At 41.2% G+C, this 23,716-nt stretch carries 21 protein-coding genes and 2 tRNA genes; 22 read left to right on the top strand and 1 reads right to left on the bottom strand.

What is annotated here, in order from left to right:
* Positions 1 to 261: 261 nt before the first annotated feature.
* From IGI86_RS12275 to IGI86_RS12170, 22 genes are all read left to right on the top strand, one after another.
* The gene (locus IGI86_RS12275; protein ID WP_008380891.1) at positions 262 to 1,449 is read left to right on the top strand and encodes an ABC transporter substrate-binding protein; all 1,188 of its coding nucleotides are present in this window, start codon (positions 262 to 264) and stop codon (positions 1,447 to 1,449) included.
* Between the two features lie 108 nt (positions 1,450 to 1,557).
* On the top strand, positions 1,558 to 2,436 hold the full coding sequence (locus IGI86_RS12270) for a branched-chain amino acid ABC transporter permease (RefSeq protein WP_008380893.1): 879 nt from the start codon (positions 1,558 to 1,560) through the stop codon (positions 2,434 to 2,436).
* Positions 2,437 to 2,445: 9 nt separating this feature from the next.
* A complete protein-coding gene (locus IGI86_RS12265; RefSeq protein WP_005228744.1) occupies positions 2,446 to 3,423 on the top strand; it encodes a branched-chain amino acid ABC transporter permease in 978 nt (325 codons plus the stop codon).
* Positions 3,404 to 4,180, top strand: a complete 777-nt coding sequence (locus IGI86_RS12260; protein ID WP_008380898.1) for an ABC transporter ATP-binding protein — start codon at positions 3,404 to 3,406, stop codon at positions 4,178 to 4,180. Before IGI86_RS12265 ends, IGI86_RS12260 begins: the two co-directional genes overlap by 20 nt.
* Positions 4,180 to 4,881 (top strand): ABC transporter ATP-binding protein, encoded by a 702-nt coding sequence (locus tag IGI86_RS12255; RefSeq protein ID WP_005234392.1) that lies wholly within the window; start codon positions 4,180 to 4,182, stop codon positions 4,879 to 4,881. Before IGI86_RS12260 ends, IGI86_RS12255 begins: the two co-directional genes overlap by 1 nt.
* Positions 4,882 to 4,884: 3 nt before the next feature.
* Entirely contained in the window at positions 4,885 to 5,532 is a 648-nt protein-coding gene (locus IGI86_RS12250) for a CBS and ACT domain-containing protein (protein WP_142437615.1), read from the top strand.
* Between the two features lie 122 nt (positions 5,533 to 5,654).
* Positions 5,655 to 5,888, top strand: coding sequence for a DUF2969 domain-containing protein (locus IGI86_RS12245; RefSeq protein ID WP_005228752.1), 234 nt, complete (start codon positions 5,655 to 5,657; stop codon positions 5,886 to 5,888).
* Positions 5,889 to 5,973: 85 nt separating this feature from the next.
* Positions 5,974 to 6,057, top strand: a tRNA-Tyr gene (locus IGI86_RS12240).
* A 4-nt stretch (positions 6,058 to 6,061) separates the two neighbouring features.
* Positions 6,062 to 6,133, top strand: a tRNA-Gln gene (locus tag IGI86_RS12235).
* Positions 6,134 to 6,236: 103 nt separating this feature from the next.
* Positions 6,237 to 6,419: a hypothetical protein gene (locus tag IGI86_RS12230; RefSeq protein WP_086297747.1), complete on the top strand. Its 183-nt coding sequence runs from the start codon at positions 6,237 to 6,239 to the stop codon at positions 6,417 to 6,419.
* A gap of 110 nt (positions 6,420 to 6,529) precedes the next feature.
* Positions 6,530 to 7,237: an EAL domain-containing protein gene (locus IGI86_RS12225; protein ID WP_005234399.1), complete on the top strand. Its 708-nt coding sequence runs from the start codon at positions 6,530 to 6,532 to the stop codon at positions 7,235 to 7,237.
* A gap of 4 nt (positions 7,238 to 7,241) precedes the next feature.
* On the top strand, positions 7,242 to 8,351 hold the full coding sequence (locus tag IGI86_RS12220) for a GGDEF domain-containing protein (RefSeq protein WP_429967332.1): 1,110 nt from the start codon (positions 7,242 to 7,244) through the stop codon (positions 8,349 to 8,351).
* A gap of 332 nt (positions 8,352 to 8,683) precedes the next feature.
* Positions 8,684 to 9,736, top strand: coding sequence for a GGDEF domain-containing protein (locus tag IGI86_RS12215; RefSeq protein WP_005225346.1), 1,053 nt, complete (start codon positions 8,684 to 8,686; stop codon positions 9,734 to 9,736).
* Between the two features lie 59 nt (positions 9,737 to 9,795).
* Positions 9,796 to 10,836: a glycosyltransferase gene (locus IGI86_RS12210; RefSeq protein WP_429967331.1), complete on the top strand. Its 1,041-nt coding sequence runs from the start codon at positions 9,796 to 9,798 to the stop codon at positions 10,834 to 10,836.
* The gene (locus IGI86_RS12205) at positions 10,833 to 13,097 is read left to right on the top strand and encodes a glycosyltransferase family 2 protein (RefSeq protein ID WP_430617325.1); all 2,265 of its coding nucleotides are present in this window, start codon (positions 10,833 to 10,835) and stop codon (positions 13,095 to 13,097) included. Before IGI86_RS12210 ends, IGI86_RS12205 begins: the two co-directional genes overlap by 4 nt.
* Positions 13,072 to 14,901 (top strand): lantibiotic ABC transporter permease, encoded by a 1,830-nt coding sequence (locus tag IGI86_RS12200; RefSeq protein ID WP_429967329.1) that lies wholly within the window; start codon positions 13,072 to 13,074, stop codon positions 14,899 to 14,901. Before IGI86_RS12205 ends, IGI86_RS12200 begins: the two co-directional genes overlap by 26 nt.
* Before the next feature lie 302 nt (positions 14,902 to 15,203).
* Entirely contained in the window at positions 15,204 to 17,108 is a 1,905-nt protein-coding gene (locus IGI86_RS12195) for a BglG family transcription antiterminator (RefSeq protein ID WP_086372285.1), read from the top strand.
* Position 17,109: 1 nt separating this feature from the next.
* Entirely contained in the window at positions 17,110 to 17,559 is a 450-nt protein-coding gene (locus IGI86_RS12190) for a PTS sugar transporter subunit IIA (protein ID WP_005234407.1), read from the top strand.
* Positions 17,560 to 17,582: 23 nt separating this feature from the next.
* Complete coding sequence (locus IGI86_RS12185; protein ID WP_005234408.1) at positions 17,583 to 17,900, top strand: PTS fructose transporter subunit IIB; 318 nt, start codon at positions 17,583 to 17,585, stop codon at positions 17,898 to 17,900.
* Positions 17,890 to 19,026 (top strand): PTS fructose transporter subunit IIC, encoded by a 1,137-nt coding sequence (locus IGI86_RS12180; protein WP_086316458.1) that lies wholly within the window; start codon positions 17,890 to 17,892, stop codon positions 19,024 to 19,026. Before IGI86_RS12185 ends, IGI86_RS12180 begins: the two co-directional genes overlap by 11 nt.
* A 2-nt stretch (positions 19,027 to 19,028) precedes the next feature.
* Positions 19,029 to 21,614 carry an alpha-mannosidase gene (locus IGI86_RS12175; RefSeq protein ID WP_430617323.1) on the top strand — a complete coding sequence of 862 codons (2,586 nt, stop codon included), beginning with the start codon at positions 19,029 to 19,031 and terminating at the stop codon, positions 21,612 to 21,614.
* 103 nt (positions 21,615 to 21,717) lie between these two features.
* A complete protein-coding gene (locus IGI86_RS12170) occupies positions 21,718 to 22,572 on the top strand; it encodes a GRP family sugar transporter (protein WP_429967327.1) in 855 nt (284 codons plus the stop codon).
* Positions 22,573 to 22,744: 172 nt separating this feature from the next.
* Here IGI86_RS12170 and IGI86_RS12165 read toward each other — a convergent pair whose 3' ends face one another.
* Positions 22,745 to 23,713 carry an AraC family transcriptional regulator gene (locus IGI86_RS12165; protein ID WP_008380931.1) on the bottom strand — a complete coding sequence of 323 codons (969 nt, stop codon included), beginning with the start codon at positions 23,711 to 23,713 and terminating at the stop codon, positions 22,745 to 22,747.
* Positions 23,714 to 23,716 lie beyond the last annotated feature (3 nt).

The raw sequence follows: 23,716 nt of genomic DNA, 5'->3' as shown, positions 1-23,716 counted from the left end.
CGTCCTTTTGACAAAAAATGAAGCAATTCGAAACGATCAAAAAGTAAGCAAAGGAAAAAAAACTTTGCTTGCTTTTCTTTTTGTTCAAAAAAATGAAAAGCGATTCCATTATTGATGGAACAGTGTTTTAAAAACACCATTTTTTCCTAGTAAAAAAAATAAATTCTGAATAGGTGAAATATTCTGATAATTCGTTGACATTTTCCAGATTTTTCAGTATATTGGATAACATATTCAGGGGAAGTGAAGGAGAGGAAAATTATGAAAAAGAAATTTGCGTTTTTGTTTGCGAGTTTGTTTTTGTTGACAGCATGTAGCGCTGGACCAACAGGTGGATCAACGGATGGCAGCGGGGCTGCTGAAGGTGGCAATAAACAAGAGGGAGATACCATCAAGATCGGAACCAACTTAGAGTTGTCAGGAGCCGTAGCTGCTTATGGGACGGCTGAAAAAGAAGGAATCGACTTAGCAGTAGAAGAAATCAATGCTGCCGGCGGTATTCTTGGAAAACAAATTGAAATTATTTCGAAAGATAACAAATCAGATAACAATGAAGCTGCAACGGTAGCAGCCAACTTAGCTACAAATGATAAAGTTGTAGCCATCATTGGTCCAGCAACTTCTGGTGCTACGAAAGCGGCTTTGCCTAACGTGACCAGAGCACAAGTACCAATGGTTACACCTTCAGGTACTGACGATGCGATTACTTATACTAGTGGGAAAGTGCAAGAATTTGCCTTCCGTTCTTGTTTCCAAGATAGCTTCCAAGGAACGATCTTAGCGAAATATGCGGCTGAAAATTTGGATGCATCAAAAGCCGTGATCTTGGGAGACAACTCAAGTGATTACGCAATTGGATTGACGGAAGCATTTAAAGAAAGTTACCCAGGCGAAATTGTCTTAGAAGATAACTTTACTGAAGGCGACAAAGATTTCCAAGCAGTTCTTACAAGAATCAAAGATGTCGACTTCGATGTCTTGTTCATTCCAGGCTACTACACAGAAGCTGGTTTGATCATCAAGCAAGCGCGAGAATTAGGAATTGATCAAGCAATCATTGGTGCCGATGGATTCGGTGATGAAAAAATGGTTCAAACAGCTGGTGCAGAAAATGTCAGCAATGTTTACTATACCGGTCACTTCTCTACCAAAGCACCAGCAAACGACAAAGTTGAGCCGTTTGTGGCAGCTTTCAATGAAAAGTATGGCAAAGAACCTTCTGCTTTTAATGCGTTAGCCTATGATGCAGTTTACATGATCAAACAAGCAATCGAAGATCAAAACTCAGCAGATTCATTGGCAATTGCAGCTGGTTTGTCTGAACTGAAAGACTTTGTCGGCGTGACAGGTGAAATCACAATGGATGAAAATCATAACCCTGAGAAATCAGCAGTTGTTTTAGGATTGACTGACGGGAAGGAAACCTCAGCAGACACTGTGGAACCTTAAAAACCTGTAGTTGTTTGGCAGTGAAAACTGGGACAGACCTGATGTGTTTGTCTCAGTTTCTTTTCTCTAATGAGAAGAACCATAATAAATGATATTGGAAGTGAGTATATGGAAATGATGATCCAACAATTGATCAACGGCTTGTTTCTAGGCAGTATCTACGCCTTGTTAGCGTTGGGTTATACGATGGTGTATGGCATCATCAAGCTGATCAACTTCGCCCACGGAGAAGTTTATATGATTGGTAGTTTTATCGGTTACTTTTTGATCAATCAATGGCAATTGGGCTTTTTCCCAGCGTTATTCATTTCGATGATCGCCAGTGCAGCACTTGGGGTAACGATTGAATTTTTAGCCTATCGTCCTTTGAGAAATTCCACGCGAATTTCGGCATTGATTACGGCAATCGGGGTTTCTTATTTTTTGCAAAATGTCATGATCTTTTTCTTTTCTGCCAATGTGCGCCCGTTTCCGCAAGCAATCGAACGAAAAACCTATTCCATCGGGTTTGTTCAAGTAAGTAATGTCCAGTTATTGATTTTGGCTGTTTCGGTTACCTTAATGATTCTCTTGCAATTGATCGTGAAAAAGACCCGTATGGGAAAAGCGATGCGTGCAGTAAGTGTTGATGCAGATGCAGCGCGTTTGATGGGGATCAATGTTAATCGAACGATTTCCTTTACCTTTGCCTTAGGCTCGGCTTTAGCTGCAGCTGGCGGGATGCTGATCGGTTTGTATTATAATTCCATTGATCCATCAATGGGGGTCGTTCCTGGTCTGAAGTCTTTTGTTGCGGCGGTTCTCGGCGGGATCGGGATCATTCCTGGTGCAGCTTTAGGCGGCTTTGTGATCGGTTTAGTGGAGACAGCAGCGACAGCGCTTGGTTTTTCTGATTACAAGGATGCTTTAGTGTATGTCATTTTAATAATTATATTGTTGGTTCGTCCAGCTGGGATCCTCGGCAAAAATATCAAAGAGAAAGTGTAGGTGGCAGAAATGAAAAAGAATTTACGTTACAACTTAATCTGGCTCGCTCTGGCAGCTATTCTTTATTTTGGATTATTTGCAGCCTACAATGGCGGAATGATTAATTTGTTCTCTGATGCGATCATCGTCAATATCGGAATCAATATCATCTTGGCAGTCAGTTTGAATCTAATCATCGGCTTTTCAGGGCAATTCTCCTTAGGACATGCTGGGTTTATGGCAATCGGTGCTTATGCTGGCGCGATCCTGTCGGCAAGCAATCCAACCTTTGGCGGCTTTTTAACTGGTTTACTAGTGGGGATGCTGGTTTCAGGTGCAGTCGCATTAGTGGTTGGGATTCCGACCCTCCGTTTAAAAGGCGACTATCTAGCGATCGCTACCCTAGGTGTGGCAGAGATCATTCGGATCTTGTTGGTGAACCTACGAGGCTTGACCAATGGTCCTGCTGGAATTTTCGGATTGCCCCAATTCAGTAATTGGCAGATCGTCTTTCTCTTTGCCGTTCTATCGATTCTTGTCGTTTCAAACTTTATCCATAGCGGACCAGGCAGAGCGACTTTAGCGATTCGGGAAGATGAGATCGCTGCAGAATCGATGGGGGTCAACACAACGAAATACAAGGTAATTGCGTTTGTGATGGGGGCAGTGATGGCAAGCATTGCTGGTACCCTTTATGCCAGCTATCAGCAGTCGGTTTTCCCACGAGATTACGGTTTTATGAAATCGATCGATGTGTTGATCATCGTCGTTTTTGGAGGGCTTGGGAGTACCACAGGAGCGGTTGTTTCGGCAGTAGTGCTAGGAATCTTAAACATGTACTTGCAAGGCTTCTCTGATTTGCGCATGATCATTTATGCATTGGCTTTGATCATCATCATGATCTTTAAACCAAGCGGACTTTTAGGGACCTGGGAATTCTCCGTAAAAGGACTGTTGGACAAATTTAGAAAAAAGGGGGATGACAACGATGCCTCTATTAGAAGTTAAAAGCTTAACGAAAAACTTCGGTGGTTTAGCTGCTGTTTCTCATGTAGACCTCCATCTAGATACCAATGAGCTGGTCGGGTTGATTGGACCAAACGGTGCCGGCAAGACAACGCTCTTTAACCTCCTGACAGGTGTTTATGAGCCTAGTGAAGGCGAAGTGCTTTTTGAGACCCAAGGTAAGCCAAAACGTTTAAATGGCGTGAAGCCTTATAAAATCGCGGATTTAGGCCTTTCAAGAACCTTCCAAAATATTCGCTTGTTTAAAAACTTGACCGTAATGGATAACGTCTTGATCGCTATGAACAGTAAGCATAAAGAAGGACTACTGACGAGCATCTTGCGTTTGCCAAAGTATTACAAAAACGAAGAATCCATGAAGAAAAAAGCCTTAGAGCTGTTACGGATCTTTGATATGGATGGCAAAAGCCAAACGTTAGCGAAAAATTTGCCTTATGGCGAGCAACGCCGTTTAGAGATCGTACGCGCATTGGCTACAGAGCCAAAAATTTTGTTTCTTGACGAGCCGGCAGCGGGGATGAATCCTCAGGAAACAACAGAACTGACAAAGCTGATCTATAAGATCCAAAAAGATTTTCAATTGACGATCCTCTTGATCGAGCATGATATGAGTTTGGTCATGGAAGTGTGCGAACGGATCTATGTACTGGAATACGGACAAGTCATCGCCCACGGTGAACCAGAAGAGATCAAAAACAATCCACGGGTAATCGAAGCCTATCTAGGAGGGGAAATCTGATGCTGGAAATTCAAAATTTAAGTGTTCACTACGGCATGATCCAAGCAGTTCATGATGTTTCCTTCCACGTCAATCAAGGAGAGATCGTTTCGCTGATTGGTGCCAATGGTGCCGGAAAAACCACGATTTTACGGACGATTTCTGGATTGATCCGTCCTTCAAAAGGCTCCGTCACTTTTGAAGGAAAGCAAATTGAGAAAGAAGCACCGCAAAAAATCGTCGCAAACGGTTTGTCGCAGGTGCCAGAAGGGCGGCACGTCTTTTCCGGTTTGACGGTTCAAGAAAACTTAGAGATGGGCGCCTTCTTGCGTAAAGACAGTGGTGTCAAAGAAGACTATGAACAAGTTTACCGCAAGTTTCCTGTATTGAAAGAACGCCTCTCGCAAGATGCGTCGACATTATCTGGCGGTGAGCAGCAGATGTTGGCAATGGGGCGGGCATTGATGTCAAAACCGCGCTTGCTTTTGCTGGATGAGCCATCGATGGGCTTGGCGCCAATTTTTATCAAAGAAATTTTTTCCATCATTCAAGAAATCAAGCAGCAAGGAACGACTGTGCTGCTGATCGAACAAAATGCGAAAATGGCTTTATCGATTGCTGATCGCGGCTATGTATTAGAAACCGGGAAAATCGTTTTAGAAGGTACCGGAGAAGAATTACTAGCAAGCGATGAAGTAAGAAAAGCGTATCTAGGAGGTTAAATAATGAGCGTAAGTGATTTTATGACGAAGACGGTCATCACCGTCGATTCACAAACACCGATCTTTGATGCAATAGATGTGATGAAGCAGCACGATATCCATCGTCTACCTGTCGTTGATGATGGCAAATTAGTAGGGTTGATCACGGAAGGAACGATCGCTGAAGCAACCCCCTCAAAAGCGACAAGTTTAAGTGTTTATGAAATGAACTATCTCTTAAATAAAACGACAGTCGCTGATATCATGTTGAAAAAAGTGACTACGATTGAACCAGATGCACTATTAGAGGACGCCATTTCCGTCATGCGTAGTGAGAACGTGGGGGTTTTACCAGTCATGGATGATGATGACCTAGTGGGAATCATTACCAACAATGATATTTTCGATGCCTTTTTGAAAATCACTGGGTACCACGATGGCGGAACCCGAGTATCGATCGAGATCACGGATGATCATGTGGGGGTTTTAGCAGACGTGACGAAACTCCTTGCCGATCATCAAATGAGTATTTTGACGATTGTGGTAAATCGGATGGCACTAAAAACAGTTGTTGAGATCCAAGTAGAATCACGGCAAGTCGCAGCAATCGAGAAAATTTTAAGTGATGCAGGCTATACCGTGACGAGTGCTGTCTTGACGAACCAGAAGTGATCTAAGGAAAAGTAGCTGATCGTAAAGATTGGCTACTTTTTTTACTTCTAGAAGAGATTTTCTTTTTCTTTTGCTGCTTTTCTGTTAAAATAGGAAGGTGCTGTAAAGAAAGAGGTGCAACCATGTCTAAGAAAAATAAAGATATCGAAGTACGTATTGAAGAAACAACAAAAGCCATTCATGGCAAAGACTATACCGTCAATGAATTATTCATCGGAAAAAAACGCATTGGTGAGATTTTAACAACTGGACCAAAAGAATTTCAAAGCTTTTTAGGGGATGAAGATCTAGGTTCGAGCAGAAGCTTAGAAGCTGCCATCGAGATGATTATTCGTCAATGGAATTTACATGAATAATTTCTAGAAAAATTTACTTTTTGCTCTTGCAATTTGTTATCTTTTTCGGTATTATAACTATTGTCAGGTTTGAGAAAAACCTTTTGGAGGAGTAGCGAAGTGGCTAAACGCGACGGACTGTAAATCCGTTCCTTAGGGTTCAGTGGTTCGAATCCACTCTCCTCCACCATTATTGGGGTATAGCCAAGCGGTAAGGCAACGGACTTTGACTCCGTCATGCGTTGGTTCGAATCCAGCTACCCCAGTCAAAGAGATACGTAGAAAAAAACAGCAAGCACTCTTGCTGTTTTTTTGTTATTTAAAAAGAATCGTGTTTTTTATAAGTACTTAAAGAAACAGGAGACTGATATGGAAGAAGCCACTTTCAACAAGCTAGTTTCTACGAAATTGAAAAAAGCAATGGTTGCTTTGGGGCATTTCTATGAAACAGGCATGGAGTGGAACGGAAAATCACAGTCGATTCTTTCACAGAAATTTCTTTCAGAGAATTTAAAATATTTGGGCATTTTTGGTTCTGTTTGGTATACTTAGGCAAATCAGCTCCTTTGAGAGAACCATTTTATAGCATGAGAAACGAGCGATGACAGGAATATTGCTGATTTTCGGAAGTGATAACTTTACTAGATGGGGGCTTAACGAAGATGGGAAATGAAACGACTTGGGAGAACACAGACCGCCTTTATCTGTTGTGTCAACCAATCATGCAGGTAAAATCGCTAAGTCAGCAAGAGGTGAATGGCTATGAAGTCTTGCTACGTAGCGAGAAGAACAACCGATTTCCACAGCAAGAATTCAGCACAATGATTCAAACTGAAAGTGGCAATCAGCAATTGATGAGATGGTATGCCAAGGAATTGCGGCGTTTATGCAAAAAAAAGCCGGAAACCCGCTTTAGTGTCAATATACATCCACAACAGCTGCTGTGGCAGTCTACGTGGTCCTTTTTTGAAACGATGGCTGTTTATAAGGCGCAGTTGCAGATTGAATTGACGGAACACCCCGTACGCATACAGCAAGAGTCATTTGATTTGTCTGTAGCCATTGCAAAAATTAAAGCTTATGGTTATGTGATTGCGGTCGATGATATCGGTTGCGGACAAAATACCCTCTCGTTGGTCTTTGCCAATCTTGCCAGCGTTGATTGTTTGAAATTTTCATTGTTACCGTTTATTCAGCTTGATGAGGAGATTGGCTTCAGCTTTTTGGCTTGTTGGTTGAAGGTTGCCCAAAAATATCAGCTTGAGCTGATCGTTGAAGGGATCGAGAACCGTGAAAAAATGGTCCAGTTGCTTGAGATGGGGGTGCATTTGCAACAAGGATATTTATGGTCTAAAGGAGAGCGATTGTGATGGAATGTTAGAACGAGGCGTGCTTTTGGCGTTTGGTTTGCCGCTGATGATTGCCAGTTTACTGGTGACCGCAGATGTTTTTGTACGAAGTGTGCAAAAAATATCGGTTTCTCATCCATTTAAGTATTTTATTATTGGTATTCTGACGTTTACGCATTTGTATTTTATTCTTTCTTTTTCAATGAATTCAGTTGGGTTTATCTGTTATCAATACACAACTGCTTTTATTGCGAGTCATTTTTTCTATGGTGATCGTGGCAAGATCTTGATTTTGATAACGCCGTGTATGGTCGTCTTTTATTTGTGGTTTGTCGGTTTTTCTGATGTGGGTAAAGCTTTTTATCTTCCATTATTCGGAGTGGGGATCTTTGTCCTTGATTTTCTTTTATCAAAAGTCAAGCTGATCCGTCCGCAACAGCAATTTTATATGATGTATTTTTTGACCTGCCTGCTCTCACCGCGTTTTTCGATGCTAGTCCATCATACGACGACCTATGACTGGGAAGCGATGTTGGCAGTATTTGTTGGTTCTTTCGTGCTGCTAGGAAGTTTTATGTGGTTGCATCGGTTGATTGAGGGGCAAGAATACCAAGTACTGGCAGAGTTGGCGAATAGTAAGATCGATGCGTTGACCGGCTGCTTCAACTATGGGACCTATAACCACGATCTGCTTCAAGCCGTTTCACAGAAAAAGACTGTGACGATCGCCATGATCGATCTCGATCACTTCAAAAAGGTCAACGACCGTTATGGTCATATCGCCGGAAATGAGCTATTGAGAACTTTCGCCTCACGGACGTCCACTTTTTTAGAGGCGCAATTTGCCGAGACCTTTTCCTTTTATCGTTATGGCGGAGAAGAGTTCTGTGTCGTGATCGAAGGGGATGTCAAAGAACAGACCGTAGCTGCGATGACGACACTGTGTCAAACCATTTCTAGTAGTATGTTTCCTGTCGCTAATTTTGAAAAAGGGACGATGTCTTTGTCTTGCGGCGTTGAAGCGAGCACAGTTTGTCATGGGGATATCTTGGCAGCCGTTGAAAGAGCCGATCAAGCACTCTATCTCGCAAAACAAAGTGGTCGAAACCGGGTGTGCACCTTGCCTGAGACGTAAAAAAATAATGGAAAAATAATTTACACAAATTCACAAAGAATTAAATCTTTATGCACAAAAAGTTAGTAATAATAAAGAAATAATGTTATTTATTTACAAAATATACATTTTGATTATTTTATTTATCTTGAGAATCTTCGCATATTAACAAAAAGATTGAAACTATGTATAATTTCTGGTAAATTATTCTAAATCAAGAGTGATAAAAACTGTCAATAATTAATAGTGATTCTTACTTGATGCTTTGTCCGCTTTTCCAATGAAATGTTTCTGGAATTGTCCCGTCGAATCAGCAAGTAAGGGTTCTTTTTTTTAGAAAGGAAGCACAGGAAATGGCAAATACGCTGGTTGTCAATACACTCGCAAATTTAGGCGCAATTATCATCAATATTTATTTGTTATTCAAAATCAGTGATGGATTCGTTGGCCAAGGGACGTTCAAAGCGAAACAGATCGCAGCGGCGATTGCTTGTGAAACCGTGGTGGGGATGCTGATGATGAATTTCTCTTACGTCGTATACGAAACGCGATTTGACCTGCGCTTCTTGCTTTACGCTTTTTCCATGAAGTATCTGGGATGGAAGGTGACCGTACCGACGATGGTCAATCTAGCGTTAGGGCGTTTCTTGTTTGAAGTATCAAAATCTTCTTGGTTGAACTTATATCTTACGTTTTTTTTGATAGTGACACTGACATTTCTGCATGCTTGGGCCAAACGGCGATTTACTGACAAACAAGAGTTATTCCTATCAATTACCTACTTGATCGCTATCTCCTTTCTTTTTGGTTTTTATCTGACGGGTGATATTCAAAAAACGACCCTAATTTATATAGTTTATGGCATTCTCGCCTATACGTTGGCGTTTTTCCTTTACTCGATAGTAAATGATATGCAGCGCATTTTGGCATTGGTCAAAATCGATGATCTTACGCAGTTGAACAACTTCCGTAAATTTCAAGATGACCGCCAACGCCTAGACACGACCGAGGTGGACTTATCGATCGCTTTGATCGATATCGATCATTTCAAAAATTACAATGACCGTTACGGACACCGTGCTGGGGATGTGATTTTGCAAGAAATCGCTCGTATTTTTTCGACCTACTGTACGGCGAGCAACCCGGTCTATCGCATCGGTGGGGAAGAGTTTGCGATCTTGATCCAAGGAGACGCACAGGCTGCTGCTTATCTCCTCGAAAAAATCCAAAAGCGCATCCGTTACCAAGAGATCATCTTGGATGCAGGCGATTCGGTCAGCATCACGTTGTCGATTGGGATCGCACAACGGCAAAAGGGCGAGTTGCTACAGCAAACACAAGAACGAGCCGATCAAGCATTGTATCGAGCCAAGCGCAGCGGTCGCGACCAACTCTGTCTTTACTGATGGAGTTGGCTTCTTTTCTTTTTTATTTTCAAAAATACTACCTTAAATGAGGAGCGCATATGGAAAATAGTTTAATCATGATTCCTTCGCTAGAACCTGACCACAAACTGCTGGCTCTGGTGGAGAAAATTCGTTTGCATAATCAGCACCTGCCGATTTTGGTCGTGGATGATGGCAGTGGGGCAGCTTATCAGCCTGTCTTTTCGGCATTGGAACAGAAGTTTGGTTGTCAGGTTTTGACCCATCCAAAGAATCTTGGAAAAGGCGCAGCCATCAAAACCGCCCTCACCGAAGTGCTGACAAACCAGCCAGCTGTTGAATTTATGGTGACCATTGATTCGGATGGGCAGCATGAGTATACCGATATGATGGCTTGCTTAGCAAAGGCCCAAGCCCATCCCGACAGTATTATTTTAGGGACCCGATCCTTTGGCAAAGAAGTGCCTTTGCGGAGTAAGTTCGGCAACATTTTGACCCGAAATATCCTACGTTTAGCGACTGGTCTTGCCATCGAGGATTCGCAGACGGGCTTAAGGGTTTTCCCTCGGAAATTCATGACAGATTTGTTGGCGATCTCAGGTGAGCGCTTTGAATATGAAACGCGGATGCTGATCGAAGCCCAGAAACGGGGGTGGCCTATTCTCTCGCAACCGATCGCCACCATCTATATTGAAGAAAATGCCTCTTCCCATTTTCGGGTCTTGGCAGATTCCGTCGCTATCTATAGCGTCTTTTTGAAGTATTTGTTTTCATCTGTGGTCTCCTTTTTTGTCGATGTGATCGCCTATGCGTTATTGATCCATTTCTTGTCTGTCATCGATCTGTCCTCCATCGTGATCGCTTCGTTGGGTGCCCGCTTGATTTCGGCGATCGTCAATTACTACATCAATCGCGAGCTTGTTTTTGGTCAACGGACAAAGAACAGTATGCTGCAGTATTTTTTATTGGTGATCGTACAGATTTTGCTGTCCTCTTTCCTCGTCTACCTGATCTATTTGATCCTGCCGATCGGGGATTCTGTGTTGTTAAAAATAGGCGTCGATTGCCTGCTCTTTTTCTTTAGTTACCATGTGCAAAAAAATGTCATCTTTAAGGAGTGATTGAGGTGGAACAAAAACGTTTGCCTTGGGCGAAAAAAGTCGTTTACTTTCTAGCGTTTGTCTTTTCGCTGATCTATTTATCATGGCGGGGGCTGTATACATTGCCATGGCACGAGTCTTGGTTTGCCCTGCTGTTTGGTTTGCTGCTTTGGGGCAGTGAGATCGTATCGAACTTTACGGGCTTGCTGTTGATTTGGAACAAAAACAAAGCAAAGCCTTTTGAAAAACCGATCGTGCCAGAAGCCGACTATCCGGCGATCGATGTGTTGATTGCTACTCATAATGAAGAAGTGCCGCTTTTATTAAAAACGGTCAATGCGGCAGTTCATATGAAATACCCCGAGCCAAAAAAAGTTCACATCTATTTGTCAGATGACACCAACCGTCCAGAGGTCAAAGCACTGGCAGATAAATTTGGCATCGGCTATATCGGATTGATCGGCAATCAGCATGCCAAGTCAGGCAATCTCAATCATGCATTATCAAAAACCAATTCGCCGCTAGTGGCGACCTTTGATGCAGATATGATTCCTTACTCAGATTTTTTGCTGGAAACAGTGCCATATTTTGTGGCAAATCAGCAGGAACGCCGCAATGACCAGACCATCAAACCGTTGGGCTTTGTTCAAACACCGCAAAGTTTTTACAATGCGGATCTTTTTCAGTACAATCTTTTTTCAGAAGCGGCGATCCCTAACGAGCAGGACTTCTTTTCCAGAGAAGTCAATGTTTTGAACAACGCCCATGATACCGCTATTTATACAGGTTCCAATACGGTGATTGCACGAGAAGCGATCGAAGCCGCTGGCGGATTTCCGACGGACACGATCACGGAAGATTTTGAATTAGGCGCCTTGATCAATTGCCAAGGTTATCGCAGTTTATCAACACTGCAGCCAATGGCCAGCGGTCTGTCTCCAATTGATATCCCAAGTGCCTTAAAGCAGCGGATTCGCTGGGGAAGAGGAGTGGTCCAAAGTGTCCACAATCTCCATCTTTTTAAGAATAAGACGTTGTCTTTGGCGCAAAAAATGGTTTTCTTAAACAGCTATTTGTATTGGTGGTCGTTTCTACGACGGCTACTATTTATTTTCGCGCCGATTTTGTACACCGTCTTTAATGTAAGGGTCGTAGAGACAAACTTTTGGGTCTTGCTGCTGTTTTGGCTGCCAAGCTATACGTTCTTGCATTTGGCGATGCAGGATTTGAGCAGTGATATTCGAACGCAGCGTTGGGGCGAGATCCAGGAAACGATTTTTGCACCTTACCTAGTGATTCCTGTCTTTTTGCAAGCCATTGGCATCAAAGAGACCCGCTTCAAGGTGACTAATAAAGCAGCAACTCAGTCTAAAAAAGACTTGTTGTTTGTGGTGCCGCATTTGTTGCTGTTGATTTTGACGATTATCGGCTTAGTGAAGTTTAATTACGGCAAATTCGGCTCAGAGATTTTCTACGGCAGTGTGTTGACCTTCTGGCTGCTGACCCATTTCTTTAACTTAACCTTTGCGGTCTTATTTTATCTCGGTCGCCCGATTTATCGAACGACGGAACGGTTCAGAGCCCATTATCCTGTTGAAGTTTCCGACCAAGACGCCAGCTATTCTTTGATGACAGAAAATATCTCAGAAAATGGCTTGTCCTTCGTTTCTGACGTTCCTCTTTATTTTCCGCCAGATGCGCCGCTGACTTTTAAAATCACCCGTAATGGCTACCAAGCAGAGATGACTGGAAATATTGTCCGCGTCTTTTCTGGAAAAGATCGTTGGGTCTATGGCGTTGCTTTAAACCAGTTGACAGAAAAAGATTACTTAGCCTATCTGCAGATCATTTATGATGGCTTCAATCAAAGCCTGCCGGTTCTGCGGGATCCGTGGATGACCTTCTTTGACAGTCTTTTTGAAAATCTCGGTAAGCATCTGCTGCAAGCCAAACAAAAGCCATTGCCGCCTCAACGAGTGCCCATACTGACCATTGATCAAAAATGGCACTTTGATGAAGGAACCTATGCGGTCACAACATTTGGTTTTGATCAGTTCACGTTGGCAAAAACAGAGGAGGTCGAGATGCCGGTCCATCTAAACTTACCGATCAGTAATCTTGTGCTTCACGCTGAAAAAGCGACGCTTCAGCCAAAAGAAAATCAAGTGATATATCAAGTAAGCAATCTTTCAGAGCTGCGTTCCACAGTAGCCCTCCAAGAATGGGTAGACAGCTTGCTGAGAAAGGAGGCAGACGATGATCGAGATCCTGCTGCGATTTAGTCTATTTGGTTTATCATTAGCTGGCTATGCCTATCTTTTTGTACGAGTTTGCCATTTTCCTAAACACATCAGCTGGATCGCTGCTTGCTGTTTGCCGATCCTCGTTCTTTCCTTTGTCGCATATGGTCCCAAAGGATGGTTGATCTGGGGGGCCTGGGTTTTATTTGGTCTTGGCTTACTATTATGCGTTTGGCGTTTTTGGCAGGAGCGCTATCAGGTGCATTGGGGCTTGCAAGAGCCCATCATGCTGTGGTTTTACGGCTATTTTGCTTTGTTCGTTTTAACATTGCTTCACAGTCATTTGACCCACTATGACAACTTCTCCCATTGGGCGACGATCGTTAAATTCCTTTATACGCAGGGACAATTGCCAACGGCAGCCGATGCCATCATCAGTTTTACTTCCTATCCTTTAGGCAGCTCGCTATTTGTTACTTATACAGCGATCATCGTTGGCTATCATGAGAATGTCTTGCTGATTGGTCAATTGATTTTGATTTTCTGTAGTCTGTATAGTTTTTTTGCGATTATTCGTGATCCGAAAAGAAAGCTGGCTTTTGTCTTGGTCTTCACCAGCATGGCCGTATTCAATTATTTTAATATTGCGATTCGAATGAATAATTTGCTGGTAGACTTCATTCTTCCCGTTTTAACTTTGGCAGGCATCGCCGGGTTATTTTCCTTAAAAGGCAAAGTGCTGCCTTCAATCAGCTACTTTCTTTTGATTGGTGCCTCTCTTGATTTGGTCAAAAATAGCGCCGTCTTTTTTCTGCTGATTTTAGGCGGCTATTTACTAGTCTGCTTATGGCAAGCTTCGATTCGTTGGCGACAACGACTAGGATTGATGATTGTAGGGTTAGCTACCATTGGGCTATCTGTCCTGCCGGCGATTCTTTGGAACTTGCATGTCAAAGCGAATTTTCCAAAATCGAAGCATGAAGTCAGCGTGACCGCTTATAAACAGATTTTTGGTGAAAAGGATTCGCAGATACTGCAGCAGATTACGGATGTTTTTGTCAAAACCATCACGGATATTGCGACGATCTCCACGCAAGGGATTCTCTTGATCCAGGTCATCCTGTTGGGCAGTTGGCTATTTGTCCGATTAATCATGAAAAAACGCAATCCATTTTTAAAAGAACTGCTGTTGATCGATGGTATCATTGTGGGATATTATTTAGGAATCTATGCCATGTTCTTGTTCTCGATGCCCACTGATGAAGCACTGTCTTTGGCAGGGTTCGATCGCTATGCCTCAAGCATCGTGATTTTAGCACTTGGCTTAATGACCTTTTTCATGGTCCGAGGCATTGATCATTTGTATCATGAACAAGCGATCGATCGGCGAAACTACCGTAGCTTTGCCAGTTTGACCACAAAAAAAATCTATCAATACAGCACCTTGATTCTGCTATTTTTTGCGACATTGCTGATCCTTTCAGAAAATAATGGCATGCGTTATACCAATCGTGAATATGCTGATTCGATTCCAGCACAGGTTTCAGCCGTTACTGGCGATCACTTTGACCTGAACCAGAAAAAATATTTGGTGGTCAGTACCAACAAAGAAGCAGTAGACAGCTACTTAGTTGGCTATGTCGGCAAATATTACTTGTTTTCACCCAATGTCGATGGCCGAGAGAATTTCCTCTTATCAGATGCAGATTTTCGCACGCTATTAAAGCAATACGATGAAGTCGTCGTCCTAGAAGAGCACTATACCTTTAATGCCATGACGAAGAAGCTAACAGGCAAGACCTTTGCCCCTGGTGTCTATTCGGTGGCGGAGGTGTTGGGGCAATAAATGAAGGAATTTCTCAAGCGCATCTCCTTATTAGAGAATCAATAGTAAAAATACCAATGAAACAGACGTATCGTTTGTTCATTGGTATTTTTTTCTGTTCCCACTGAGTAATATCCTCTATACTATGAAAATACCAAAGGATATGTAAATAATCTGGATTAAACGAAAGGGTACACATGAATAAAAAAACGGCGCAATATTTTCAGTGCCTATGATTTACTGTAATCAATGCAGTAAAAGTAAGTGTTTTCATTTTTTTGAGAAACAGCTACCATTAGAAATGTAGACGAGGTGAAAGTTTCATGATCAGTGAACGGGAAAAAGCAATTATTCGATATCTCTTAGAGAATGGACCAACAACGGTTGCTAAAATTGGGTTGCATATGTCGCTTTCGCAAAAGACAGTTTCGCAATCGCTAAAGAGAATTGATGAATTTTTGCAGGAAACAGCAATAAGGCTTGTTCGCAAACCTAGAGTAGGTGTATTTCTTGATGGCGATTCAGCTGAAATTCTAAAGTATCTTGATGGGAACGAGGAATCAAACTTACCGACGAGCAAAAAAGATCGTATTCAGTTTCTTTGCTTTGAAATACTGAAACAAAAAACGTATTTTACGCGTCAACAACTGCAAGATGCACTCTACATCAGTAAATCAACTTTAGAAAATGACATGGGGCAGGTAAGCGAGATCTTTCGTCATTTTAACGTTACGATTGAAGTTTTACCGGGGAAGGGTTCCTTTTTGAATTTGTCAGAACAAGAAAAACGTCGTTTAGCATTTGATTTGATCTACTATTTCTGGGGTGGAAATTGGAAAATAACACAAGAGCAGCAACGCTATTTGCATTCGATTCAAGGAATTCCTCAGTTTGTTAATGATTTTATTGACCTGACAAAAATTTCTTTAGTTGATACGCTCTTACAAGAGTATTTGAAAAAAGAACAAATTACGCTTAATGATGCTGCCTATCACTCACTATTGCTTCATCTAATCATCATGATTGATCGGGTCAAAGAGAAGAATTATCTGACTTTCGAAGAAAGAAGCCATCCTTTGATGGAGAATAGAGCTTTTTATCGATTTATCGCATCAATAGAAGAAACGTTTTCTCTGTCGTTGCCAGTTTCGGAAGTTCATTATATTTCGCTTCATATCTATGGGGATTCGTTGATGAAGAAGAATGACTCCGATGATTTTCTTGATGAAACGATACGAAAATTGATTCATGAGACGATCTCCCTACGCAATGAAAGTCTTTTGTTAGGATTGGTATCACATATCAAAGAAGCTATTTATCGCATTCAAAAAGGATTAGTCATTCATAACCCGTTTCTAAATGATGTGAAGAAGAATTTCCCTTTGTCTTTTGAGGAAGCGCTTCGATTAGCTCATGCCTTAAATTGGCAGTTTTCGATTTCGATCCCCGAAGATGAGGTTGCTTTTCTGGCCGTACACATCCAAGTGATGAAAGAACAGCGAGAAGAAAAACAACCGCAGAAAGTGAGTGTCTTATTAGTTTGTAGCAGTGGGAAAGGCACTTCACAACTATTAGCTGCTCGCATTCGGAGAAATTATGAGCAAATCGATATTTCCAGAATTCTTTCTATTCAAGAGTTGATTCAGACCAATATTTATGAGGACTTGATTTTATCGACAGTGGATTTAAAAATCGATTCGATTCCAACAATCAATGTTTCACCTGTACTGAATAAAGATGAGCAGCGAAAAATAGAAACCTTTTTAAAAAATGTCGAAGAAAAGCAAAATGGTTCTTTCAGTCAGTTTGCGAAACTGATTCACGAGGACTTGATTTTTTTAGATCATCATTTTGAAAATTATCAAGAGGTGATTACATTTATTGGAGAGCAGTTGGTTACTCGTGGGTATGTGATCGAGGAAATGATTGATTCTTCCCTAAAAAGGGAACAGCTTTCCTTTACTTCTTTTGGACGATTCGCAACGCCTCATGGGACGCCAGAATACGTGAAAAAATCAGCGATTGTATTTTTACGTCTTAATAATGAGATCCACTGGGGAGAAACAAAGGTGAAATATGTCTTTTTCATCTGTATCAAGGATGAAACTGTACAAGACCTTGAGGAAATCTATGACACGATGCTTAATGTGATGGAATCAGATGAACGAACCTTCCTCCTTAAAGGGACGAAAGATGAATTAAAAAAGTATTTACAAGGGGGAACATAAAATGAATATAGAAACACTACTACCTTTTGAACATATTGTTCTTGGTCTAGAGGCAACCACTAAAGAAGAAGTGGTCCGTCAATTAGCAAAAATATTAGTAATTGAAGGAATCGTTCAATCCGAAAATGAGTATGTTCAATCAGTCATGGAAAGAGAAGATCACTCGACCACAGGAATAGGCAATAATATAGCTATCCCTCATGGAAAAAGTCGTGCAGTTTCTGAACCCGCAATCGTTTTTGCTCGGTTAAAGGCACCATTAGAATGGCAATCTTTAGATGATGAACCGGTAACGGTTGTGATTATGCTTGCTATTCCTGAAGAACATCAAGGAGACACCCATTTACGGATTTTATCAGAAATTGCCATGAAATTGATGGATGAAGACATCACAGAAGCGCTGAAAAGCGAAACAGATAAAGAGATTATCGCGAAATTATTAAGCGAATAAAATGGAGAAAAGGGGAAAGACGAATGAAGAGAAAAATTATTGCAGTAACGGCGTGTGCCACAGGAGTTGCTCATACCTTTATGGCGGCACAGGCGCTAAAAAAAGCAGCAGCGAAACGTGGCGATTTAATCAAGGTTGAGACACAAGGAGCAACAGGTATCGAAAATGAATTGAACGAGCGGGATTGTCAAATTGGGGAAGTCGTGATTTTTGCCGTTGATACGAAAGTGAGAAATGAGGAGCGTTTCAATGGCAAAATGATTCTCAAAGTCCCGGTAGCAGCCCCTATAAAAAACGCAGAAAAAGTAATTGAAGATGCATTAAAGCTGATTGATCAATAAAGAGGAGGAAAATCAGATGAAAAAGTTGGCAAGTGAAATGAAAAATCATGTTTTAACAGGAATATCTTATATGATTCCTCTAGTGATTGCCGGAGCAGTTATCATGGCGATTTCTCGAGTAGGTGGATCAATATTTGGGATTGTTGATATTTGGGACGCCTCTCATGGAGAAAGTGCGAATACGATTATCCGATTACTCCATAGTTTAGATGGATTCGGTGGCATTGCGTTAGGACTGATGTTTCCCGTAATATCGGCATTTATTGCTTATTCGATTTCCGATAAGCTAGGGATTGCCCCTGGTCTTGTTGGAGGTATGTTAGTAAAAGACATTAACGCAGGCTTCTTAGGCGCAATTGTTTCAGGGTTGATCGCTGGGTACATCTGCTTGTGGATCAAAAACCATATCAAACTGCCAAAATCGATGGCATCGGTAGTTCCAGTGTTCTTAGTTCCTGTTTTAGGTACTTTAGTCACTGTCCTACTTGTGAACTATGTGATCGGTACACCATTTGCAGCTATCAATGTGGGCTTAGAGTCATGGTTGAACGGATTGAGTGGCGGAAATGCGGTCGTGATGGCGGCAGTTGTAGGGGCAATGGTTGGATTTGATCTTGGAGGGCCAGTAAATAAGGCAGCTGTGACAACCGCGATGGCTTTATTGACAAGTAACGTTTATGCACCAAACACTGCAGCACAAGTGGCGATTATCATTCCGCCAATTGGTTTAGGATTAGCGACTGTTTTTGCAAAGAATAAATACAATAACGAACTAAAAGAAGCAGGAAAATCGTCGATCATTATGGGACTAGTAGGTATTTCAGAAGGAGCGATCCCATTTGCGGTGGAAAATCCACTAAAAGTGATCCCAGTGAATATGATTGGTTCAGCGATTGGTTCTGCAATGGCTGTAGGTCTAGGAGCTGTCAATACAGCGCCAATCTCTGGTTTTTATGGTTGGTTCACCGTAGAAAAATGGCCACTGTATGTTTTATCGATTGCTACTGGCTCATTATTCATTGCGATTTGTACAAGCTTGCTACGTTCAAAAGATGCGGGGAAAGAAACAGATGCCACGATGGAAGAGTTTGACGAAGCGGCTTGGGAAGAGCAGTGGGAAGCATAGCTATGACAAATGTACACATAGTAAACCACACCCATTGGGATCGTGAATGGTATTTTACTTCGATGGACTGTGTCGTTTTGAGTGACCAATTATTTAGTGATGTACTAAAAGAACTAAAGAGGCAACCGACTGCATCTTTCGTGCTAGATGGACAACTGTCTATTCTGGACGATTATTTAGAACTCTATCCTGAGCGCTTGACTGAGGTCAAAGAGTTGATCGCCAATGGTCAATTGTTCATCGGGCCTTGGTACACCCAAACAGATGCCTTTTTCGCTTCTGGTGAGTCCATCATTCGAAATGCCATGATTGGTATATTTGATAGCAAAAAATATGGCAGCTATATGCCGATCGGTTATTTGCCAGATACATTTGGTTTTAATGCTCAAATGCCAACCATATTGAACGAAGTTGGACTTGATAACATTATCTTTTGGCGAGGCATCGATTTAGGGGAACAGGTCAAATCCCCTTACTTTAAATGGACGAGTTTAAGTGGGCGAGGTTCACTGTATGCGGTGAATTTTCCTCAAGGATATGGTGCACAGCAGCAATTGGAGCCAACGAGCAGTTATGTAGATGGCAGACTCGATAGAGGTGTTGATTTTATTAAGAGCTACGCGAATGAACCTGAAATCTTGATTCCAACTGGAAATGATCAGTTAGGCATTGTTTCTGCCATAGAAGAAAAACTAACGAAAATCAATCAGCTTGGAAAATACAAGTATCAATTGAGCACCTATCCAGCATTTATGGAGATCGTCCGTCAAAAAGAACTGGAAGTTTATCAAGGAGAGTTTCGTGCACCGGTGTTTGCACGGGTTCACAAAACGATTGGTTCTGTACGAATGGATCTGAAACGTGAGATTTTTCGATTAGAAAACAAATTAGTTTTAGAAATTGAACCAATGTTAGTTATTGCGAAAGATTTAGGGATCGAATTAAGCAATCGCTTGCTAATGAAAGCTTGGAAAAAGTTATTTGAATGTCAAGCCCATGATAGTTTGGCAGGCTGTGTATCAGATAGTGTTGCACAAGATATCAGTCATCGGTTAAAAGAAATCAGTGAGATTTGTGAGAGCATTGAAAATTTGATTTTAAAAAGAATCAGTGAAGGACTCGCTTTACAAGCCAACCAATTTCTGATTCTTCATCCAACACCAGTGCCATTTCAAGGAGAGAAATTAGTTAAGATCGTATCCAGAACCAACAATATCAAGGTTATTGGAGCTGATTCATCTGTACTTGAAGCAGTGTATATCCCAAGCAGGAAAAATATTATGGAAGAAACTCCGGCTGCCAACCGTTTTATTGAAGAAGAGGGGTATTATCTGTTAACCGTTCAAGTGACCTGTGCCTTTTCAGGCCTTGGTTATCAAGTCCTTACATTTGAAGAGCAAGAGACAACTCCCGAATCGTCTTTAGATCAAAACACATGGATTAGAAATGGAAAATACATGCTTTCCTTTGAAGACGGCCACCTGATTTATTCAGATGGAAAACAACAGATCGTGGATTTCTTGTCGATCATCGATGATAGTAATGCCGGTGATACGTATGACTATTCGCCTATTTTGAATGATCAACCGATCACGCTTCGTTTTGCCAGCTGCAAAGGGAAGCAAGAAACATTGGCTTTGGAAGGAAGTTTACAGCTACCGTATACGATCGAAGAACGGATGAAAGGAATCGCCACCAAAACATTCGATTATACATTGACCCTCCAACTGACAAAAAATGGTGAGGTAAACGCAAAGCTACGTTTTAAAAATACGCTTTTAAATCATCGGATTCGAGTGAAAGCTCGATTAAACAAGCCGATAGAAAGAGCGGTTGCGGCCATTCAATTTGGCTATCTTGAAAAAAGAAATCAAACACTGGAAAATTGGCAAGAAAAATATGCAGAAAAACCTGTCAATATTGAACCATTTGAAAAACAAGTGGTTGTTTATGATCAAGAGAACGCCCTCGTTTTTTATAGCGATCAGAGCAAAGAGTATGAATATATCGATGACTCCTTATATGTAACGGTACTAGCTACAACCGACTCTTTAGGAAAACCAGATTTGTTGTATCGACCAGGTCGTGCTTCTGGCGATACAACCAAAAAGGGACATATTATGATGGAAACACCTCTTGCTCAAATGGAAAACTATGAGATGGTCTTCGATTTTTCCCTAAGGGTCGCATCAACAGCTATTTCTGAAGAGTTGTTGGCTACTTGGAAAACTGTTAAAGAACAGCCATCGATTTCTTATCAATTGCAAGATTTGAATTACTTTATTTATCGTATAGACAATAAAATTCAAAAGCACATTGATCCATTATCTCTGACCGACATGTCTCTTTCTTTGTTGTCTTGCAGCTTAGAACCAGGTGTGGGAGTCAGTGCGCTCCATAATGCGTATTACTCTGAGGGAATCGTTGTCCGTTTCGTCAATTCAACGAACAAAGAACGTCCTCTTGAGCCCAAAAAATTATTTAATGGGTACGAATATCAGCGAATCAATGCCTTAGAAGAACCGCTTGAAGCGGATCATATCATCCACGCTTATGGAGTAGCAACCTATTTATTAACTAAAAACTAGGAATAAAGAACACAAAATTTGTCGAGAAGGAATTGCTTCTGTAACGTTTTCCTCTACAAGATTTTGTGTTCTCGCTTTTTTACAATATTTAGAAGGAGTTTTTATGTCCGTACAACTTTTATTGCTTGCCTCACTGCCTGCACTAGGATGGGGCTTAATGCCAATCGTCGCTAAATTGATGGGAGGAAAATCAGAGGAACAACTGCTAGGAACAACAATCGCAGCCTTGATTTTCGGTAGTGTATTTGGTTTCTTGAATCAAGTGAGTTATGCCATGGTGCCATTTTTCATCAGTTTATTATCTGGGGTTTTTTGGGCTTGCGGACAATACTTCCAATTTCTCGCTTTGGAGAAAGCGGAGGTTTCTAAAGTAATGCCCGTCTCCGTCGGGACCCAATTATTATTTGTTACATTAGCATCTGGCTTCTTTCTCAAAGAATGGACAGATTTAACGACTGTAATTTTCTCAATCATGGCATTAGGAGTCATTCTAACAGGTGTTTTCCTTGTAACTAAGACAACTCATCAGCAAACAGGCTTAACACAGCAAGTACTTCTTTATCTATGTTGTTCTTCAGCTTTTTTGATGCTATATGTGACAGTCACTGGTCTGTTTCAGATAAGTGGCGCACAGATTTTCTTGCCTCAGGCAGTAGGGATGTTTCTCGGGGGAAGCGTAATTTCCTTGAAAAGTAAGCAACAGTTGCGTTTCCGCAAAATAATCCACAATTTAGGTACTGGTAGCACATGGGTTATCGCGAATACTTCGTTATTCGCTGTATCGTCTTCTTTAGGTGTAGGCGTAACCTATTCATTTTCTCAAATGAGCTTACTTGTTGCTACTTATGGAAGTATTGTCCTCTTAAAGGAACAAAAAGTTGGCAGAGAAAAGCAATTTGTAGCTCTTGGTAGCTTGCTCTATATTATTGGTGTATTAGGGATGAGTTGGTTGAAATAACTTTGCACCTGAGCAATTTTAGTTAGTGATCAATAAAGTAGCAGATAACAGTTTAACCAATAAAGAACTTATCTTAAAAATCAAAGAGTGGGTAACCACTCTTTTTTTTGTTTAGAACATGAATATTTAACTTATACCACATTTTTTTATTTAAGCAAGTAGCGACATAGAATCATTTTTTCTTTTTTGGCGTATGCCCATAATACAGTTTGTATTTTTTATAGAAAAAAGTGATATTGGTGAAACCTGCTTCAGCCGCACATTGGGTGATTGGTTTGGTGGAGGAAGCAATTAAGTTGTGGGCGAGATTCAATTTCTTTTCGATAATCAATTCGGTCAAATTTTTACTAGTTTCTCGTTTGATCAATGCACTTAAATAGGAAGGAGAATAGTTAAAAAGGGTGGCGAGTTTTGGCAAAGTAACCGTTTGGAAGTTCTCTTCGATATAGGTCAAGATCGCTAGAATGTGCTGTTTTTTTGCCGCTTCTTGCTTGTTGGTCTGATAGTCGAACTCACGTACGAGAAAAGTGAAAAGAATGGCTATTAGATTGCTGATGATTCGTTTACTACCAATGGCTTTTTCATAAGTTTCTTTCAGCATTTCTTGAATCACAGCATGGATCCGATCATCTTTATTGTTCTTAAAGACAATATATTGGTCATGCGCGTGCTTGTCTGACAATGCAGTCAGAACAAAATCAAGCACGACCCCTTCATTAAACTGTTCTCGACTAATCAATTGAGCGAAATAATCCCGCTTGATCAAAAGATTGATCAAAACATCGTCTTCACCAGTCATTTCAATCGAATGGGGAATTCCGGTATCAATCAGACAAATTTGTCCTTTTGTCAGCGTAACTTTCTGATCATCGATCAATTGGGTGCATGTTCCTGAGTAGATATAATTTAATTCGATAAAACTGTGGTTATGATAAGGAACTGGACTGAAGCGGCTTTGCTTTAACAGAGTAAAGTTTTCTTGTTCTTCCATCAGATTATCGAATAAGTAAACTTGTCGGCCATTGATCATCACTTTTTCCAGCTGTTGATAATAGTCAGAAAGGTGGTTTGGATGGTCTCTGTGATAGCATTCCCGCTCAGATAACTGAAAAAGCTTTTTTTCCATTTCTTCGGTTGTCATTAT

The organism is Enterococcus sp. AZ188, from assembly GCF_050544075.1.
GTDB classification, from domain to species: domain Bacteria; phylum Bacillota; class Bacilli; order Lactobacillales; family Enterococcaceae; genus Enterococcus_D; species Enterococcus_D entomosocium.
The sequence above is the reverse complement of the archived record's forward strand: the minus strand, read 5'-3'. Positions and strand labels throughout refer to the sequence as shown.

Excerpts from the sequence above, each read along its gene's own strand:
- IGI86_RS12225 (WP_005234399.1), top strand. The coding sequence starts at position 6,530 with ATGGGAAATGAAACGACTTGGGAGAACACAGACCGCCTTTATCTGTTG.
- IGI86_RS12175 (WP_430617323.1), top strand. The coding sequence starts at position 19,029 with ATGACAAATGTACACATAGTAAACCACACCCATTGGGATCGTGAATGG.
- IGI86_RS12230 (WP_086297747.1), top strand. The coding sequence starts at position 6,237 with ATGGAAGAAGCCACTTTCAACAAGCTAGTTTCTACGAAATTGAAAAAA.
- IGI86_RS12255 (WP_005234392.1), top strand. The coding sequence starts at position 4,180 with ATGCTGGAAATTCAAAATTTAAGTGTTCACTACGGCATGATCCAAGCA.
- IGI86_RS12190 (WP_005234407.1), top strand. The coding sequence starts at position 17,110 with ATGAATATAGAAACACTACTACCTTTTGAACATATTGTTCTTGGTCTA.
- IGI86_RS12210 (WP_429967331.1), top strand. The coding sequence starts at position 9,796 with ATGGAAAATAGTTTAATCATGATTCCTTCGCTAGAACCTGACCACAAA.
- IGI86_RS12200 (WP_429967329.1), top strand. The coding sequence starts at position 13,072 with ATGATCGAGATCCTGCTGCGATTTAGTCTATTTGGTTTATCATTAGCT.
- IGI86_RS12275 (WP_008380891.1), top strand. The coding sequence starts at position 262 with ATGAAAAAGAAATTTGCGTTTTTGTTTGCGAGTTTGTTTTTGTTGACA.
- IGI86_RS12170 (WP_429967327.1), top strand. The coding sequence starts at position 21,718 with ATGTCCGTACAACTTTTATTGCTTGCCTCACTGCCTGCACTAGGATGG.
- IGI86_RS12270 (WP_008380893.1), top strand. The coding sequence starts at position 1,558 with ATGGAAATGATGATCCAACAATTGATCAACGGCTTGTTTCTAGGCAGT.
- IGI86_RS12260 (WP_008380898.1), top strand. The coding sequence starts at position 3,404 with ATGCCTCTATTAGAAGTTAAAAGCTTAACGAAAAACTTCGGTGGTTTA.
- IGI86_RS12245 (WP_005228752.1), top strand. The coding sequence starts at position 5,655 with ATGTCTAAGAAAAATAAAGATATCGAAGTACGTATTGAAGAAACAACA.
- IGI86_RS12250 (WP_142437615.1), top strand. The coding sequence starts at position 4,885 with ATGAGCGTAAGTGATTTTATGACGAAGACGGTCATCACCGTCGATTCA.
- IGI86_RS12195 (WP_086372285.1), top strand. The coding sequence starts at position 15,204 with ATGATCAGTGAACGGGAAAAAGCAATTATTCGATATCTCTTAGAGAAT.
- IGI86_RS12265 (WP_005228744.1), top strand. The coding sequence starts at position 2,446 with ATGAAAAAGAATTTACGTTACAACTTAATCTGGCTCGCTCTGGCAGCT.
- IGI86_RS12215 (WP_005225346.1), top strand. The coding sequence starts at position 8,684 with ATGGCAAATACGCTGGTTGTCAATACACTCGCAAATTTAGGCGCAATT.
- IGI86_RS12220 (WP_429967332.1), top strand. The coding sequence starts at position 7,242 with ATGTTAGAACGAGGCGTGCTTTTGGCGTTTGGTTTGCCGCTGATGATT.
- IGI86_RS12165 (WP_008380931.1), bottom strand. The coding sequence starts at position 23,713 with ATGACAACCGAAGAAATGGAAAAAAAGCTTTTTCAGTTATCTGAGCGG.
- IGI86_RS12185 (WP_005234408.1), top strand. The coding sequence starts at position 17,583 with ATGAAGAGAAAAATTATTGCAGTAACGGCGTGTGCCACAGGAGTTGCT.